At 71.6% G+C, this 15,599-nt stretch carries 16 protein-coding genes; 8 read left to right on the top strand and 8 right to left on the bottom strand.

Annotation, left to right across the window (positions count from 1 at the left end; genetic code table 11):
- Nucleotides 1-13: 13 nt before the first annotated feature.
- Nucleotides 14-1,261, top strand: coding sequence for an ATP-binding protein (locus tag FCH28_RS34300; RefSeq protein ID WP_136744137.1), 1,248 nt, complete (start codon nucleotides 14-16; stop codon nucleotides 1,259-1,261).
- A gap of 48 nt (nucleotides 1,262-1,309) precedes the next feature.
- On the opposite strand, the gene FCH28_RS34295 is transcribed toward FCH28_RS34300, so the two are convergent.
- Together FCH28_RS34295 and FCH28_RS34290 are read right to left on the bottom strand one after the other, a co-directional pair.
- Nucleotides 1,310-1,819 (bottom strand): GtrA family protein, encoded by a 510-nt coding sequence (locus FCH28_RS34295; RefSeq protein ID WP_136744136.1) that lies wholly within the window; start codon nucleotides 1,817-1,819, stop codon nucleotides 1,310-1,312.
- Between the two features lie 154 nt (nucleotides 1,820-1,973).
- Nucleotides 1,974-2,408, bottom strand: a complete 435-nt coding sequence (locus FCH28_RS34290) for a protease inhibitor I42 family protein (protein WP_246103460.1) — start codon at nucleotides 2,406-2,408, stop codon at nucleotides 1,974-1,976.
- A gap of 191 nt (nucleotides 2,409-2,599) precedes the next feature.
- Between FCH28_RS34290 and FCH28_RS34285 the strand changes: the two genes are divergently transcribed.
- The 4 genes from FCH28_RS34285 (at nucleotide 2,600) to FCH28_RS34270 (ending at nucleotide 6,809) form a co-directional block, all read left to right on the top strand.
- Nucleotides 2,600-3,730, top strand: a complete 1,131-nt coding sequence (locus FCH28_RS34285) for a 5-(carboxyamino)imidazole ribonucleotide synthase (protein ID WP_136744302.1) — start codon at nucleotides 2,600-2,602, stop codon at nucleotides 3,728-3,730.
- Nucleotides 3,727-4,275: a 5-(carboxyamino)imidazole ribonucleotide mutase gene (gene purE / locus FCH28_RS34280; RefSeq protein WP_136744135.1), complete on the top strand. Its 549-nt coding sequence runs from the start codon at nucleotides 3,727-3,729 to the stop codon at nucleotides 4,273-4,275. The genes FCH28_RS34285 and purE overlap by 4 nt, the downstream gene beginning before the upstream one ends.
- The gene (locus FCH28_RS34275) at nucleotides 4,275-5,477 is read left to right on the top strand and encodes a dipeptidase (protein ID WP_136744134.1); all 1,203 of its coding nucleotides are present in this window, start codon (nucleotides 4,275-4,277) and stop codon (nucleotides 5,475-5,477) included. The genes purE and FCH28_RS34275 overlap by 1 nt, the downstream gene beginning before the upstream one ends.
- A 282-nt stretch (nucleotides 5,478-5,759) precedes the next feature.
- Nucleotides 5,760-6,809 (top strand): dipeptidase, encoded by a 1,050-nt coding sequence (locus FCH28_RS34270; RefSeq protein ID WP_136744300.1) that lies wholly within the window; start codon nucleotides 5,760-5,762, stop codon nucleotides 6,807-6,809.
- 13 nt (nucleotides 6,810-6,822) lie between these two features.
- Here FCH28_RS34270 and FCH28_RS34265 read toward each other — a convergent pair whose 3' ends face one another.
- A complete protein-coding gene (locus FCH28_RS34265; RefSeq protein ID WP_136744133.1) occupies nucleotides 6,823-7,194 on the bottom strand; it encodes a VOC family protein in 372 nt (123 codons plus the stop codon).
- 74 nt (nucleotides 7,195-7,268) lie between these two features.
- Here FCH28_RS34265 and FCH28_RS34260 point away from each other — a divergent pair, with 74 nt between their 5' ends.
- The gene (locus FCH28_RS34260) at nucleotides 7,269-7,832 is read left to right on the top strand and encodes a CGNR zinc finger domain-containing protein (RefSeq protein WP_169314325.1); all 564 of its coding nucleotides are present in this window, start codon (nucleotides 7,269-7,271) and stop codon (nucleotides 7,830-7,832) included.
- A gap of 23 nt (nucleotides 7,833-7,855) precedes the next feature.
- On the opposite strand, the gene FCH28_RS34255 is transcribed toward FCH28_RS34260, so the two are convergent.
- Nucleotides 7,856-9,196: a UDP-glucose dehydrogenase family protein gene (locus FCH28_RS34255; RefSeq protein WP_136744132.1), complete on the bottom strand. Its 1,341-nt coding sequence runs from the start codon at nucleotides 9,194-9,196 to the stop codon at nucleotides 7,856-7,858.
- Between the two features lie 269 nt (nucleotides 9,197-9,465).
- Here FCH28_RS34255 and FCH28_RS34250 point away from each other — a divergent pair, with 269 nt between their 5' ends.
- Nucleotides 9,466-10,641: an acyl-CoA dehydrogenase family protein gene (locus FCH28_RS34250; RefSeq protein WP_136744131.1), complete on the top strand. Its 1,176-nt coding sequence runs from the start codon at nucleotides 9,466-9,468 to the stop codon at nucleotides 10,639-10,641.
- Between the two features lie 75 nt (nucleotides 10,642-10,716).
- On the opposite strand, the gene FCH28_RS34245 is transcribed toward FCH28_RS34250, so the two are convergent.
- Nucleotides 10,717-12,018 (bottom strand): LCP family protein, encoded by a 1,302-nt coding sequence (locus FCH28_RS34245; protein WP_136744130.1) that lies wholly within the window; start codon nucleotides 12,016-12,018, stop codon nucleotides 10,717-10,719.
- 272 nt (nucleotides 12,019-12,290) lie between these two features.
- Here FCH28_RS34245 and FCH28_RS34240 point away from each other — a divergent pair, with 272 nt between their 5' ends.
- Nucleotides 12,291-12,845: an acyl-CoA thioesterase gene (locus FCH28_RS34240; RefSeq protein ID WP_136744129.1), complete on the top strand. Its 555-nt coding sequence runs from the start codon at nucleotides 12,291-12,293 to the stop codon at nucleotides 12,843-12,845.
- Here the strand turns inward: FCH28_RS34240 and FCH28_RS34235 are convergent.
- The 3 genes from FCH28_RS34235 to FCH28_RS34225 form a co-directional block, all read right to left on the bottom strand.
- Nucleotides 12,796-13,377 carry a VanZ family protein gene (locus FCH28_RS34235; protein ID WP_136744128.1) on the bottom strand — a complete coding sequence of 194 codons (582 nt, stop codon included), beginning with the start codon at nucleotides 13,375-13,377 and terminating at the stop codon, nucleotides 12,796-12,798. The genes FCH28_RS34240 and FCH28_RS34235 overlap by 50 nt on opposite strands.
- 89 nt (nucleotides 13,378-13,466) lie before the next feature.
- A complete protein-coding gene (locus FCH28_RS34230; RefSeq protein WP_136744127.1) occupies nucleotides 13,467-13,913 on the bottom strand; it encodes a hypothetical protein in 447 nt (148 codons plus the stop codon).
- Nucleotides 13,910-15,409 carry an LCP family protein gene (locus FCH28_RS34225; protein WP_484422079.1) on the bottom strand — a complete coding sequence of 500 codons (1,500 nt, stop codon included), beginning with the start codon at nucleotides 15,407-15,409 and terminating at the stop codon, nucleotides 13,910-13,912. The genes FCH28_RS34230 and FCH28_RS34225 overlap by 4 nt, the downstream gene beginning before the upstream one ends.
- Between the last annotated feature and the right edge of the window lie 190 nt (nucleotides 15,410-15,599).

Genomic DNA, 15,599 nt, shown 5'->3' with positions numbered 1-15,599 from the left:
GAGCCAGCAGCCCGTGCGCCGCCGCCTGATCAACTCCACGCTCGCCGTGGTGCTCGTAGTGATCGCCGTGTTCGGCGTCTCGCTCGTCATCGTCGAGACCCGCACGATCCAGTCGGGAGCGCAGGAGAGCGTGGCGTCCGAGGCGGTGCGGCTCGTCGGGATAGTGGAGAGCCGGCTGGGCAGCGACGAGAAGATCACCCCGGACATCCTCTCCGAGCAGATCACCGCGCACCGCTACGCCCAGATCAAGGTGCCGGGCAAATCGCCGATCGAGATCGGCCGCCGTCCCTCGGGCGATGTCATCGAGTCGGTCGTCCACGGCGACCGGGGCGAGGCCGTCACGGTCCAGGAGTCCCGCTCCACGGTCAGCGCCGAGATCGGCCGGACGCTGCTGGTGATCCTGGCCGTCGCGCTGCTGGCGATCGTCGCCGCGGTCATCCTGGCCATCCGCCAGGCCCGCCGGCTGACCGCCCCGCTCACCGATCTCGCCGAGACGGCCGAGCGGCTGGGCTCCGGGGACCCGCGGCCGCGCCACCGCCGCTACGGCGTGCAGGAGCTGGACCGGGTCGCGGATGTGCTGGATGCCAGCGCCGAGCGGATCGCCAGGATGCTGACGGCCGAACGGCGGCTCGCCGCCGACGCCTCCCACCAACTGCGGACGCCGCTGACCGCACTGTCCATGCGGCTGGAGGAGATCACCGTCACCGACGACCCGGAGACGGTCAAGGAGGAGGCGACCATCGCGCTGGCCCAGGTGGACCGGCTCAGCGATGTCGTCCAGCGGCTGCTCACCAACTCCCGCGACCCGCGCACCGGCTCGGCGGTCGCCTTCGACCTCGACGAGGTCGTCAAGCAGCAGATCGAGGAGTGGCGGCCGGCCTACCGCAGTGCCGGCCGGGCCATCGTCCGCTCCGGCAAGAAGGAGCTGCGGGCGGTCGGCACTCCGGGCGCGGTCGCCCAGGTGCTGGCCACGTTGATCGAGAACTCGCTGATGCACGGGGACGGGACGGTCGCGCTGCGCACCCGCGTCACCGGCAACCAGGTGGTCGTCGAGGTCACCGACGCCGGGCCCGGGGTGCCGCCGGACCTCGGCTCGCGGGTCTTCGAGCGGACGGTCTCCGGGCGCAACTCCACGGGCCTCGGGCTCGCCGTCGCCCGTGATCTGGCGGAGGCGGACGGCGGGCGGCTGGAGCTGCTCCAGCAGTATCCGCCGGTCTTCGCGCTGTTCCTGGCACGGGAGGCGGAGCCGGCCGACGTGTGAGCCGGCACCGGCCACGGCCCATCGCTCACGCCCCGGGGGCCGCGCCCGCTATCGGCCGGAGACGCTGCGGGCCCGCCGGGAGTCCTCGGCGAGGAACGACTCGGCGCTCTCCACGGCCTCGCGGGCGGGCAGCGCGCGGAAGACCCAGGTGCGGTAGGACCAGAAGCGGAACAGGGTGGCGACGCCGATGCCGAGGAACTTGAAGATATTGCTCTGCAGCGGGCTGTCCCAGTGGAACCCGTAGGTCGCGACGTAGAGCAGACCGTTCTCGATGATCAGGCCGATCGCGCTGAACAGCAGGAAGAGCGTCAGCTCCCGCGTCCGGCCGCGCTTGTCGCGGTCGCGGTAGGTGAAGTAGCGGTAGCCGAGGTAGTTGGTGCCGGTCGCCACGACCGTGGCGAGGATGCTGGCCCGGACGACGGGGATCTCGGTCAGCTGCCGTACGAGGTTGAACACCGCGAAGTTCACCACGACCCCGGCGCCGCCGACCGCACCGAACTTCGCCACTTCCCGGGCGAGCGCCTCCAGCCGCGACCGCAGTACGCTCCGTTCACTCATGGTGATCGTTCAGCTCCTCGTGGGCGGTGGCGCGGCCGTCAACCCCGGGCCGCCCCCTCATGCTAACCAGCGGCCGTGGGCGATGCCCGCCACCTGTTGACTCCGGCCGCAGGCGGCTCCCGAGGCCCTATCCGCGGGCAGCCGGCGGGCGCGCTCAGCGGACCGTGACCCGGAAGTTGAGGCTGCGGGCGCCGGGCTCCTCGGCCGCGCCGGTGCCGCAGCGCCGGCAGCGCACCAGCCGCAGGTCCGTACGGCCCGCGCGGACCGCCTCGAAGTCGAGATGGCGGGAGCCGCCGGCGCCGGAGGGCGGCGGCTCGTCCGGGTCGTAGTGCCCGCCGGCGGCCGTCAGGACGGCCGGGTCGGGGCGTGGCTCGGCGATGATCCAGCGGTAGCCGTCGGCGGGGTCGTCCGCGACCCGTACGGCGAAGCGGTCGCCGGCGTCGACGGATATCTCGGTGTGCTCCGCGTCGTAGACCTTCGGCCCGGAGAGCTGGCTGATCACCGAATGGGCCGCGATCAGCAGCGCGGCGACCGCGACGGCGATCACCAGCAGCCTGGTGTTGATCCTCGGTATGCCACTGCTCCCCATAGGGCCTCCCCGCCCTCGCCCAGCCCCGGACGGCCCGACCCTAGAGCCTGTCCTGTGGGGGTCACGGCCGGCCCCGACGATCTCCGGCCGGCCCTTGGCCGAACAGCCGCACTTGGAGGATCCTCCAACCCGGGGTCGGCGCATCACCCCCGTACGGATACCCTGGGGGCGTGACGTTCCCGGTAGTCGGCATGGTCGGCGGCGGTCAGCTCGCCCGTATGACCCACGAGGCGGGTATCCCCCTCGGCATCAGATTCAAGCTTCTCAGCGACACCCCGCAGGACTCGGCGGCCCAGGTGGTCAGCGAGGTCGTCATCGGCGACTACCGCGACCTGGACACGCTGCGCGCCTTCGCCCGTGGCTGCGACGTGCTCACTTTCGATCATGAGCATGTGCCCACGGAGCACTTGCGCGCACTGGAGGCGGACGGCATCCCGATCCGCCCCGGCCCCGAGGCGCTGGTGCACGCCCAGGACAAGGGGGTGATGCGGGCGAAGCTCGACGCGATCGGCGCGCCCTGCCCGCGCCACCGCATCGTCTCCGACCCCGCGGACGTCGAGCGCTTCGCGGCGGAAGGGGACGGCTTTCCGGTGATCCTCAAGACGGTCCGAGGGGGGTATGACGGCAAGGGTGTATGGCTCGTGCGATCCTCCAAGGAGGCCGCCGAGCCGTTCCTCGCGGGGGTGCCCGTTCTGGCCGAGGAGAAGGTGTCGTTTGTCCGAGAACTGGCGGCCAACGTCGTCCGTTCGCCGCACGGCCAGGCCGTCGCGTATCCGGTCGTGGAGTCGATCCAGGTCGACGGCGTCTGCGACACGGTGATCGCCCCGGCGCCCTGCCTGTCGCCGCGGCTCTCCGCCGAGGCGCAGCAGCTCGCCCTGCGGGTGGCCGAGGAGCTGGACGTCATCGGGCATCTCGCGGTCGAGCTGTTCGAGATCCGCGACGCCGACGGTGAACCCGCCGTCCTCGTCAACGAGCTCGCCATGCGCCCGCACAACTCCGGCCACTGGACCCAGGACGGCGCGATCACCTCGCAGTTCGCCAACCACGTCCGCGCCGTCCTCGACCTGCCGCTCGGCGACCCGCGCCCGCGCGCCACCTGGACGGTGATGGCCAATGTTCTCGGCGGCGACTATCCGGACATGTATGCGGCGTACCTGCATTGCATGGCACGCGATCCGCAGTTGAAGATTCACATGTACGGCAAAGACGTGAAGCCGGGCCGCAAGGTCGGGCACGTCAACACCTACGGCGACGACCTGGCCGACGTGCGCGAGCGCGCCGCGCACGCCGCCGGCTACCTGCGAGGAACGATCACCGAATGAGCTCCAGTACTTCCGGGGCCGGCGCCCCCCTCATCGGCATCGTCATGGGCTCCGACTCCGACTGGCCCGTCATGGAGGCCGCCGCCAAGGCCCTCGACGAGTTCGAGATCCCCTACGAGGTCGATGTCGTCTCGGCGCACCGCATGCCCCGCGAGATGATCACGTACGGCGAGGACGCCGCCGGGCGCGGCCTGAAGGCGATCATCGCGGGCGCCGGGGGAGCCGCCCACCTCCCCGGGATGCTCGCCTCCGTCACCCCGCTGCCGGTCATCGGCGTCCCCGTCCCGCTGAAGTACCTGGACGGCATGGACTCGCTGCTGTCCATCGTGCAGATGCCGGCCGGTGTGCCGGTCGCCACCGTCTCCGTCGCCGGGGCCCGCAATGCCGGGCTGCTCGCGGCCCGCATGCTCGCCGCCCACGATCCCGAACTCCTCGGCCGGATGCGGGAGTTCCAGCAGGAGCTGAACGACCAGGCCACCGAGAAGGGCAAGCGGCTGCGCAACAAGGTCGCCTCCCCGTCCGGCTTCGGCTTCGGGGGGAAGTGATGCCGGCCGCCGCGCCGGACCCGAGGGTCGCCAAGATCCTCGCCGAGTACCCGATCGTGGACGGTCACAACGATCTGCCCTGGGCGCTGCGCGAGCAGGTCCGCTACGACCTCGACCGGCGCGATATCGCCGTCGACCAGTCGGAGTATCTGCACACCGACCTGCCGCGGCTGCGGGCCGGCGGCGTCGGCGCCCAGTTCTGGTCGGTCTACGTACGCTCCGACTACCAGGGCGACACCGCGGTCAGCGCCACCCTCGAACAGATCGACGCGGTACGGCAGCTGGCCGCCCGCTACCCGGACGATCTGCGGCTGGCGCTGACCGCCGACGACATGGAGGCCGCCCGCACCGACGGCGTCATCGCCTCCCTGATGGGCGCCGAGGGCGGCCACTCCATCAACAACTCGCTGGCCACCCTGCGCGCACTGCACCAGCTCGGCGTCCGCTATCTGACGCTCACCCACAACGACTCGCTGGCCTGGGCGGACTCGGCGACCGACGCACCGCGGGCCGGCGGCCTCAGCGCCTTCGGCGAGGAGGTCGTCCGGGAGATGAACCGGCTCGGCATGCTCGTCGACCTCTCGCATGTCGCCGCGGAAACGATGCGCGACGCGCTCCGGGTCAGCACCGCGCCGGTGATCTTCTCGCACTCCTCGTCCCGTGCGGTCTGCGGCCACCCGCGCAACATCCCCGACGACGTCCTGGCCCAGCTGCCCGCCAACGGCGGCATCGCGATGGCCACCTTCGTCCCCAAGTTCGTCCTGCCCGAGGTCGGCGAATGGGTGCTGCGCGCGGACGAGAACATGCGGGCGCACGGCTTCCACCACCTGGACACCACCCCCGAGGCGATGCGGGTGCAGCGTGCCTTCAAGGAGGCGCACCCGATGCCGGAGGCCACCGCCGCGACCGTCGCCGACCACCTCGACCATATGCGTGAGGTCGCCGGCATCGACCACCTCGGGCTCGGCGGCGACTACGACGGCACCGCCTTCACCCCCGCGGACCTCACCGATGTCGCCGCCTACCCGCGGCTGCTCGCCGAGCTGCTGGACCGCCACTGGTCCCCGTCCGACCTGGCCAAACTCACCTGGCAGAACGCGGTCCGCACGCTGCGCGCCGCCGAGGACGTCGCCCGCGACGAGCAGCGCAGGCGCGGCCCGTCCCTCGCGACGATCGAGCAGCTGGACGGCGCGGACGCATAGGCCGGGCGCCGGCCGACGGCGTATCGGCGGGCCGCCGTAGCGGGGGCGGCCCGCCCGCCGGAACGCGAAGGTAGGCGCTAACTCGTACGGATCGCTCACCGCGAACCGTTGCGGCACCCGTGCCACCGTGGCTCTACCACTGTCCCACCAGGGAGTGCCGCCATGGCCGATCTCGTGCCCGAGCAGCAGGAAGAGGGCAGCACGGCTGCCGCCGGTGCCACCGAGGCGGGCCGCCGGACACCGAAGCGCCCGCTCCTGGTGGACCAGCGGGGCCCGCTCGCCATGGCCCGCGCCCTGCTCGCCGCACACCCCGTCGTCGACGGCTGCAACGGCACCGACATCGCCCGGCTGCGGGCCGGCGGCGTCGGCGGCCAGTTCTGGTCCCTCCGGGTGCCGTCCGGGCTGACCGGCGAACAGGCCGTCCGCGCGACGCTGGAACAGATCGACCTGGTGCACACGCTGGTGCGCACCCACCCCGAGGCGCTGCGCCCGGCGCTGACCGCCGACGACCTCACCGAGGCCCGCAACCACGGCCGGATCGCCTCTCTGCTCGGGCCCGCCGACGGCCACGCCATCGACAGCTCGCTGAGCGTGCTGCGCGCCTTCCACCGGCTCGGCGTCCGCGCGCTGGCGCTCACCGCGGACCGCAACACCCCCTGGGCCGACTCGGCGACCGACGAGCCGAAGGCCGGCGGGCTGACGCCGTTCGGTGAGGAGGTGGTCCGCGAGATGAACCGCCTCGGCATGCTCGTCGACCTCTCCCGCGCCTCCGCCGACACCATGCGGCACACCCTCGCGGTCACCAGGTCCCCGGTGCTGCTGTGCGGTACGGCGGCCCGCGCGGTCACCGGCCATCCCCGCAACGTCCCCGACGACGTGCTCTCGCGGCTGCCCCGCAACGGCGGCGTCTGCATGGTCACCTTCACCGCCGAACGCATCGCGCGCGGCGGCGCCCCGGCCTCCGTACAGGACATCGCCGACCACCTCGACCATGTGCGGACGGTGGCGGGTCCCGACCATGTCGGCATCGGCGCCGGATTCGACACGGACACGGAAACAGACACGGAAACAGACACGGAAACAGACACGGAAACAGACACGGAAACAGACACGGACACCGCGAACCGGGGGCCGCTGCCGGATGTCGCTAGCTACCCCCAGCTGATCGCCGAACTCATCGACCGGGGCTGGTCGTTCCGCGATCTGGCGGCCCTGACCTGGGGCAATGCGCTGCGGGCGGTGCGTGGCGCGGAGTCGGCGGCGCGCTCGGTCCGCGGCCGCCGGGTCCCGTCGACGGCGACCATCGGGCGGCTGGACGGGGCGGGGGTGTGATCGGCCGGCCGGCTCAGCGTTCGGTCAGGCAGAGGCAGAAGGGGTGCCCGGCCGGGTCGAGATAGACCCGCCAGTCGCGTACGCCGTCGTCGCTCTGCACCAGCTTGGCGCCCAGCGCGAGGACCTTGCGCTCGGCCTCGTCGATGTCCGCCGGCCGTACGTCGAAGTCGAGATGGAGCTGCTGGGGTGCGTCCTGGCCGGGCCACTGCGGCGGCCGGTAGTCCGCGACCTGCTGGAACGCGAGCTTCCTGCCGTCCGGTCCGGCGACCTCGTACCAGTCGTCCTCGCCCTCGGCCCGCCAGCCGAGGAGCTCGGCGTAGAAGTCGGCGAGGGCACGGGGGTCGGGACAGTCCAGCGCGACGACACCGAGCGAGATAAGTGCCATGACGTTACCTCCAGATCCATTCAACCGGTAACTCCGTTACTGCATGATGGCCCGCAGCCGGTAACGTGGCAAGGGTGGCGGCCCGAACAGCTCCGGATTCCCTGCTCCTGGTGCAGGACCTGGTGAACACCCTCGACATCGAGACCGGCGAGGACGCGCTGACCGCCGACGGCGGCCTCGGCGCCTTCCTCCGCGACCACGGCCTGCCCGAACTCGCCCCGGAACGCGGCGCGTCGGCGGAGACCGGGGACCTGCTGGAGCTGCGCGAGGCGCTACGGGCGGTCTGTCTGGCGCACACCGCCCGCACCGCCCTGCCCGGCGACGCGGCCCGCACCCTGGACCGCCTGCTGGCGGCCGCGCCCCTCGTCCTGGCCGTCGACCCCGAAGGCGGCGCTGCGCTGCGCCCCGCCCCCGGTCTCCAGGGCGCGCACCAGCTCACCGCTCGTATCGCCGCCGGCATCGCGACCGCGGTGGCCGACGGCACCTGGACCCGGCTCAAGGCATGCGAGGCCCACGAGTGCCGGTGGGCGTTCTACGACAAGAGCCCGGCCGGCCGCAGCCGCTGGTGCACCATGGCGGTCTGCGGCAGCCGGGCGAAGATGCGGACGTACCGCGCCAGACGCGCGGAGTCCGACTGAGCGGCCGATCGGCTCAGTGGCCGTTATGCCTGCGGACGCCCCAGCGCCCGGTACGTCCAGCCCGCCTTGCGCCACAGGTCGGGGTCGAGCGCGTTGCGGCCGTCCAGGATGCGCCGCTCGGAGACGACCTCGCCGAGCGTGCCCGGGTCCAGCTCGCGGAACTCGCGCCACTCCGTGAGGTGCAGGACGACATCCGCGCCGCGCACCGCCTCCAGCGCGGTGTCCGCGTAGCCGAGGGTCGGGAAGAGCCGCCGGGCGTTCTCCATGCCCTTGGGGTCGTAGACGGTGACCTGGCCGCCCTGGAGGTGGATCTGGCCGGCCACGTTGAGCGCGGGGGAGTCGCGGACGTCGTCCGAGTCCGGCTTGAATGTCGCGCCCAGTACGGCCACCCGCTTGCCGAGGAAGCCGCCGCCCACCGCGTCACGGGTCAGCTCGACCATGTGCCCGCGGCGCCGCATGTTGATCGAGTCGACCTCGCGCAGGAACGTCAGCGCCTGGTCGGCCCCCAGCTCACCGGCGCGCGCCATGAAGGCCCGGATGTCCTTGGGCAGGCAGCCGCCGCCGAAACCGATGCCGGCCCGCAGGAACTTCTTGCCGATCCGCTCGTCGTGTCCGATCGCCTCGGCCAGCTTCACCACGTCGCCGCCGGCCGCCTCGCACACCTCCGCCATCGCGTTGATGAAGGAGATCTTCGTGGCCAGGAAGGAGTTGGCGGAGGTCTTCACCAGCTCGGACGTCGGATAGTCCATGACGATGAACGGCGAGCCCTCGCCGATCGGCGTCGCGTACACCTCGCGCAGCAGCTCCTCGGCCCGCTCGCTCGCGACGCCGACGACGATCCGGTCCGGGTGCAGGGTGTCCTGGACGGCGAACCCCTCACGCAGGAACTCCGGGTTCCAGGCCAGCTCGGCGGCCTCGCCCGCGGGGGCCAGCGCGGTCAGCCGCTCGGCGAGCCGGGCCGCGCTGCCCACCGGCACCGTCGACTTGCCGACGACCAGCGTCGGGCGGGTCAGATACGGCGCCAGCGAGGCGAAGGCGGTCTCCACGTAGGACATGTCGCAGGCGTACTCGCCGTGCTTCTGCGGAGTGTTCACGCAGACGAAGTGGACGTCGCCGAAGGCGCCGGCCTCCTCGTAGGACGTGGTGAAGCGCAGCCGCCCGCTGGAGCCCTCGATCCCGGCGACATGGCGGCGCAGCAGCTCCTCCAGGCCCGGCTCGTACATCGGGACCTCGCCCCGCTGCAGCATCTCGATCTTCTCGGGGACCACATCCAGCCCCAGCACCTCGAAGCCCAGCTCGGCCATGGCGGCGGCGTGGGTCGCGCCGAGGTAGCCGGTGCCGATCACTGTGATCTTGAGGGGCATTGGTGCTCTCCAAAACAATGCTGCGGCGCGCAGCGCCGGCGTTGAGGGGTGGTGGTCGGGCGACGGGCGGGGGCGTGCGGGGAAAATGGCGCTGGACGAGCATAGTCGGGCCCGGAACGGAGTACTCCAGCCGCCGGTGCCGCCCACCTTCGTATCTTGTCGGCAACCTCACGTACCCGTAACCCGGTCGGACGCCTAGAATCGCGTTACGTAACGGGTTACTTAACGGTAGTTAGCACTTCAGTACAGCTCTCAGGGAGTGAGAAACGTTGGCGGGAACCGCTGATTTCGACCTGTACCGGCCGTCGGAGGAGCACGACATGCTCCGTGAGTCGGTGCGCTCGCTCGCCGAGGCGAAGATCGCGCCGTTCGCCGCCGCCGTGGACGAGGAGGCGCGCTTCCCGCAGGAGGCGCTGGACGCGCTGGTCGCCAACGACCTGCACGCCGTCCACGTACCGGAGGCCTACGGCGGCGCCGGCGCCGACGCGCTGGCCACCGTCATCGTGATCGAGGAAGTGGCCCGGGTCTGCTGCTCCTCCTCCCTCATCCCGGCGGTCAACAAGCTCGGCTCGCTGCCGGTGATCCTCTCCGGCTCCGAGGAGCTGAAGAAGAAGTACCTGGGCCCGCTCGCCAAGGGCGACGCGATGTTCTCGTACTGCCTGAGCGAGCCGGACGCCGGCTCCGACGCGGCCGGCATGAAGACCAAGGCCGTCCGCGACGGCGACTACTGGGTGCTGAACGGCGTCAAGCGCTGGATCACCAACGCCGGCGTCTCCGAGTACTACACGGTCATGGCCGTCACCGACCCGGAGAAGCGCTCCAAGGGCATCAGCGCCTTCGTCGTGGAGAAGGGCGACGAGGGCGTCTCCTTCGGCGCCCCGGAGAAGAAGCTCGGCATCAAGGGCTCGCCGACCCGCGAGGTCTACCTCGACAACGTCCGCATCCCCGCGGACCGCATGATCGGCGCCGAGGGCACCGGCTTCGCCACCGCCATGAAGACCCTGGACCACACCCGCATCACCATCGCGGCCCAGGCGCTCGGCGTCGCCCAGGGCGCCCTGGACTACGCCAAGGGCTACGTCCAGGAGCGCAAGCAGTTCGGCAAGCCGATCGGCGACTTCCAGGGCGTCCAGTTCATGCTCGCCGACATGGCCATGAAGCTGGAGGCCGCCCGTCAGCTGACCTACGCCGCGGCCGCCAAGTCCGAGCGGATCTCGGCCGGCGGCAAGGACGAGGACCTGACGTTCTTCGGCGCCGCCGCCAAGTGCTACGCCTCGGACGCCGCCATGGAGATCACCACGGACGCCGTCCAGCTGCTCGGCGGCTACGGCTACACCCGTGACTACCCGCTGGAGCGGATGATGCGGGACGCCAAGATCACCCAGATCTACGAGGGCACGAACCAGGTGCAGCGGATCGTGATGGCGCGCAATCTGCCGCAGTAGGCAGAAGCGGGAAGACAAGCAGAGGGGCCCGTACCGCAGCCGCGGTACGGGCCCCTCTGCTGTGCGGGCCGTCCGTCAGTTGTCGTAGACGGTGACCGGCTCGTCGTTCTTCAGCTGGGTGACCAGCTTCTGGAGCTTGGCCTTGTCCCAGACGAGGTTGCCGCCGTTGCTGCCCGAGACCGGCATGTTCATGGAATTGCCGCTGCCGCCGGTGACGCCCTTCATCGCGAAGAACATCTGGCCCAGGTCCCACAGGCTCATGTCCTTGTCGGTGATGAGCGTGTCCAGGCCGGCGCTCATCGTCGGGTAGAGCTTGAAGGGATTGAGGATGGTGGCCGGGGTGGCGGTCTGGCTCGCCAGGGTGGCCAGGAACTTCTGCTGGTTCTTGGTGCGCTCCAGGTCCTGGGTGGCGAACGCGTGCCGGGTCCGGACGAAGGCGAGCGCCTGCTGGCCGTCCAGGGTCTGCTTGCCGGCCTTGAAGTCGGCGCCGGAGTCCTTGTCCTTGAACCCCTTGGGGATGTCCATCTCGACGCCGCCGATGGCGTCCACGATGTTGGCGAACCCGGCGAAGCCGATCTCGACGTAGTGGTCGATGTGCAGCTTGGTGTTGAACTCGACGGTGCGGACCAGCAGCTCGGGGCCGTCCTCGGCGTAGGCCGCGTTGAGCTTGGTGTGCCGGCCGGTGCCCGGGTACTTCTTGCCCGAGTCGGAGCCGACGAAGGACGGTATCTCGACGTCCGAGTCACGGGGCAGCGAGATCAGCGTTGGGCCGTTGGCGCCGTCGTGCAGGATCATCATGGAGTCGGTGCGCTTGCCCTCGGCGGAGCCGGTGTGCAGCTTCTTCTTCTGCTCGGCGGTCATGCCCTCGCGGCTGTCGGAGCCGACGATCAGGTAGTTCGTACCGTCGCCGGCCTCCGGCCGGTCGATGACCTTGCTCAGGTCCACCTCGCGGCGCACCTTGTCGTCCGCCCAGAAGTAAGTGGCGACGGAGGCGACGAGCAGCACCGTGACCAGGGTCAGCACGGTCCACTTGATGCGGCGGCCCCAGCGGGGGCGCGGCCGGGCGCCGTAGCCGTCGTCGAAACCGTCGTAGCCGTCGCCGCCGCGCCCGCGGCCGCCGCCGTCGCCGTAGACCTGGCCGGTGTTGTAGCCGCTGTCGTAGTCGTCGTAAGCGTCGTAGCCCTGGGACTGCTGCGGCACCGTGCTCCGGCGCGGGGACATCGACGGCGGCACCGGCGGCTCGCGGCGCGGGTAGCCGGCGGCCGCGTCGCGCCGCACCTGCGGCATGGCGCGCGCGCTCTCCGGGTCGCCGCCGCTGCCGCGTCCGTATCGGTTGCCGCTCTGGTCGCCAGACCACCCGTTGGGCCACTCATTCATACGAGGCAGTGTGCACGCCACCGCCCCCTGCTCCATAGGGCGGGTACCGGATCGGACCGGGGCTGTTGCAGAGCTGATGCAAAGCGACGACGGCTTTCCGTCGCATACCGCAAGGGGGCATGACCATTCCGGCGCGGGCGATGGAAGCATCCATTCCGGATGGTTTCCGGCGGTGCCGGGGAGACGGACGTCACGTCACCGAGCCCGCGGCGGAGAGCTACGTCACGGCCGGTGCGGCGCCTGCCGTCAGAGCGCCCGCTTACGCTGGCTGCATGACCCAACTCGTCACCAACAGCGGTGACGGCGAGCCGGCCGGCAAGCCGACCTCCGTCTCCCGCACCACGCTGTCGCACATCATGACCGCCGCCGACACCAACCTCCTCGGGACGGTGCACGGTGGCGTGATCATGAAGCTGGTCGACGACGCGGCGGGCGCGGTGGCCGGCCGCCACTGCGGCGGACCTGCGGTGACCGCGTCCATGGACGAGATGGCGTTCCTGGAGCCGGTCCGCGTCGGCGACCTGGTGCATGTGAAGGCCCAGGTCAACTGGACCGGCCGGTCCTCGATGGAGGTCGGCGTACGGGTCCTGGCCGAGCGGTGGAACGAGTCCAGCCCGGCCCAGCAGGTCGGCTCGGCGTATCTCGTCTTCGCCGCCGTGGACGAGCAGGGCAAACCGCGCCGGGTGCCGCCGGTGCTCCCCGAGACCGAGCGCGACAAGCGCCGCTACCAGGAGGCACAGATCCGGCGTACGCACCGCCTCGCCCGACGCCGCGCGATCATGGACCTGCGCGAACGACGCGCCGCGGAAGGACTCGACGACGCGTAAGCGTCACCGTCAGCCGCGCCACGGCGGCCAGCGCCGAACCGAGCACCGTGCCGGCCGCCGCGCACAGCACATCGTCGATATCGGCGATCCGCCCGGCCCGCATCACCAGCTGCGCCGCCTCGATCACCACACACAGCCCCACCCCGCACAGAAACGCCGCGGCGGCCGGCCAGTGCGGCGCCGCGAACCGCAGCAGCAGCGGCACCGGCAGGAACAGCGCGGCATTGGCGATCTCCTGCCGCACCAGCATCGCCAGCTCCTCGGCCTGCAACTGGGCGCCCGGATCGAACAGCCCCTCACCGGGCAGCCACCACACCGTCGCGTCCCCCGAGCCGATCGGCTGGCTGGGCAGCAGCGTCGCCACCAGGAGAAGCAGCAGCCAGCCGCCCAGCAGCGCCACCGCCGTGGTGCGTGGGGCGCCGCTGCCGGGGGACAGGGCGGCCCACAGGGCGAGGGCCAGCCCCAGCGTCAGCGCGGCGGCGAGGAAGAGCGCCACCGTGGTGGGAGTGATGCCGAGTACGACCTGCCACACGATGCGCCCCTAAGGAGTCCGAGCCTCTGGTTCGGCGGTGCCGATGGGTGAGTGATGCCGGTGGTGCCGCGGGCGGCAACAAGCGGAGATCATCCGCAGCTCCATTTGGTGACGAAGACCGTCTCGTGGTGCTCCATGACGCCCCGGATGCACTCGTCCGGGAGCATCTGGACGTGACCGCCGAGGCCCGCGGCGCCGCGCTGCGTGCGCCGGCTGCCGAACCAGCCGGGAAACGCGGTGATCTTGGAGTTCTTGCGCTGGTAGCCCAGCCGCACGGTGATCTCGTCGCCGGCGGTCTCCCGCCGGTAGGTCGCGGTGTACGTCCCCTCGGCGCCCACAGGGCCGCGCAGACACAGCTGACCGCGGACCAGAGCGCCGCAGCCGGTCGGGTCGGCGGGGGCCGGCGGCGCCGCGGCGACGGTGGCCGCGACCAGGAACAACGCCGCGAAGGCGACCCCGGCGCGGCGGGCGTAGCGGTCCGATTCCGGGCGGCCCGCGGGCGGCCGCAGCCTCCTGCGGGGCGGGGGGACGGTCATGGGCACACCGCCTCGTCACCGGTGATCGTCGAGATGCCGGCCGGCTCCGGCGCCGGCTCCTGTGCCCGCACCGGCCGGACCGCCGTGAAGTCCTGGCCGACCGTCACCCGCAGCACCGGACCCAGCCCCGTCACCGGCCGCAGCTCCGCACCGGGCAGCGCGGCGGACAGCGTGCGCGCCGAGCGGTCCCAGCGCGGGTCGTAGGCCAGGACGGTACGCGGGGCGACGGCCGCCGGCGCCGGGGCGCCGGCGGTGACGAACCCGCCGGCGCGCAGCTGGTTCGCCGCCGTCGTCCCCAGTCCCGGCCGGCCCGAGCCGTTGTCGACATGCACCCGGACCTGGGCCGGCGGTACGTCCACGACCCTGCCGCGCGGCTTCTTCCTGACCGGGCGAGTCGCCAGCGCCTTGTCCTCGCGGATCGCGTCGAAGACCTCCCGGGACGCCACCGGGTCCCAGCGCACGGTCGAGCCGACGCCCGGCACCGTGACGGCGCTCTTGTCCAGCGGCACGGAGGTGAATTCGGAGGAGGACGCGGTGAAGCCGCGCATCGCCCGCCCGAGGTCGACCATGTCGTTGGCGTCGAAGCCCCCGTCGGCCCGTACGGACTCCAGCATCGTGTCGGCGACGTCCTTGAAGCGGATCGGGTTCATCAGCACTCCGGAGGAGGTGATCTTGTGGATGAGGGCGGCCAGGAAGCGCTGCTGACGCTGCATCCGGCCGAGGTCGGCGGAGCCGTCGATATGCCGGGAGCGCACGTACTGCAGCGCCTGCCCACCGTTGAGCGTGGCCTTGCCGACCGGCAGGTCCAGGCCCGTGTAGCTGTCCTTCAGCGGCCGCACGGTGCAGATCTCCACCCCGCCGACCGCGTCCACGCTCCGCATGAAACTGGTGAAGTCGACCTCCAGGTAGTGGTCGATGTGCACACCGGTCATGTGCTCCACGGTCCGCACGGTGAGGTTCGGGCCGCCCTCCGCGTACGCCGCGTTCAGCTTGATGGGGTGCTTGGGGCGCGGCCGGCCGGTGGCGGCGTCCGTGTGGGCGGGCACCTCGGCGTACGAGTCGCGCGGCAGGCTGACGACGCTGGCACGGCCCCGGTCGGCGGAGAGGTGCACCAGCATCAGGGTGTCGGTGCAGTGGCAGGGAGCGCCGCCCAGGTGGTACTGGCTGCGCTCCTCCTTGGAGAGCTTGTCCCGGCCGTCCGTGCCGACGATCAGGAAGTTCAGGCCGCCGCTGCCCCCGGGCGGCCGGTCGCTCATGCCCTTGAAGGCGTCCACCCGGCCGATCCCGCTCTCGACGCCGGTGAACATGGCGTGCCCGACGCCGCTCGCGGCCAGTACCAGCAGGGAGGCGGCCGCGTATGTCCGCAGCCGCCAGCGCTTCCGCGGCGGATACCGGCGCCCGGCCGGCCGGCGCGGCGCGGGGCGTGGTGAGCGGAACGGCGCGGTCACGGGGGACACCTCCGCGGCGGGACGGATGTGATCGGCAGCCGGCGGCATGGCGGCAGGGCGTAGCGGCGTACGGGAGGGGCAGGACGGGCAGGACGAAGCCGACCAGGACACCGTAGTCCCATACGATCGGCTGCAAAGCATCACACGCCGGGCACCGGCCGCCCGGCCACCCGGCTGCCGTCCGCCACTGTCCCCCGTTCGCGGTAACGTGAGGCGGAATATCGCAGTCTCCCGGCGA

It is taken from the genome of Streptomyces piniterrae, assembly GCF_005048155.1.
In the GTDB taxonomy this organism is placed as follows: domain Bacteria; phylum Actinomycetota; class Actinomycetes; order Streptomycetales; family Streptomycetaceae; genus Streptomyces; species Streptomyces piniterrae.
The sequence above is the reverse complement of the archived record's forward strand: the minus strand, read 5'-3'. Positions and strand labels throughout refer to the sequence as shown.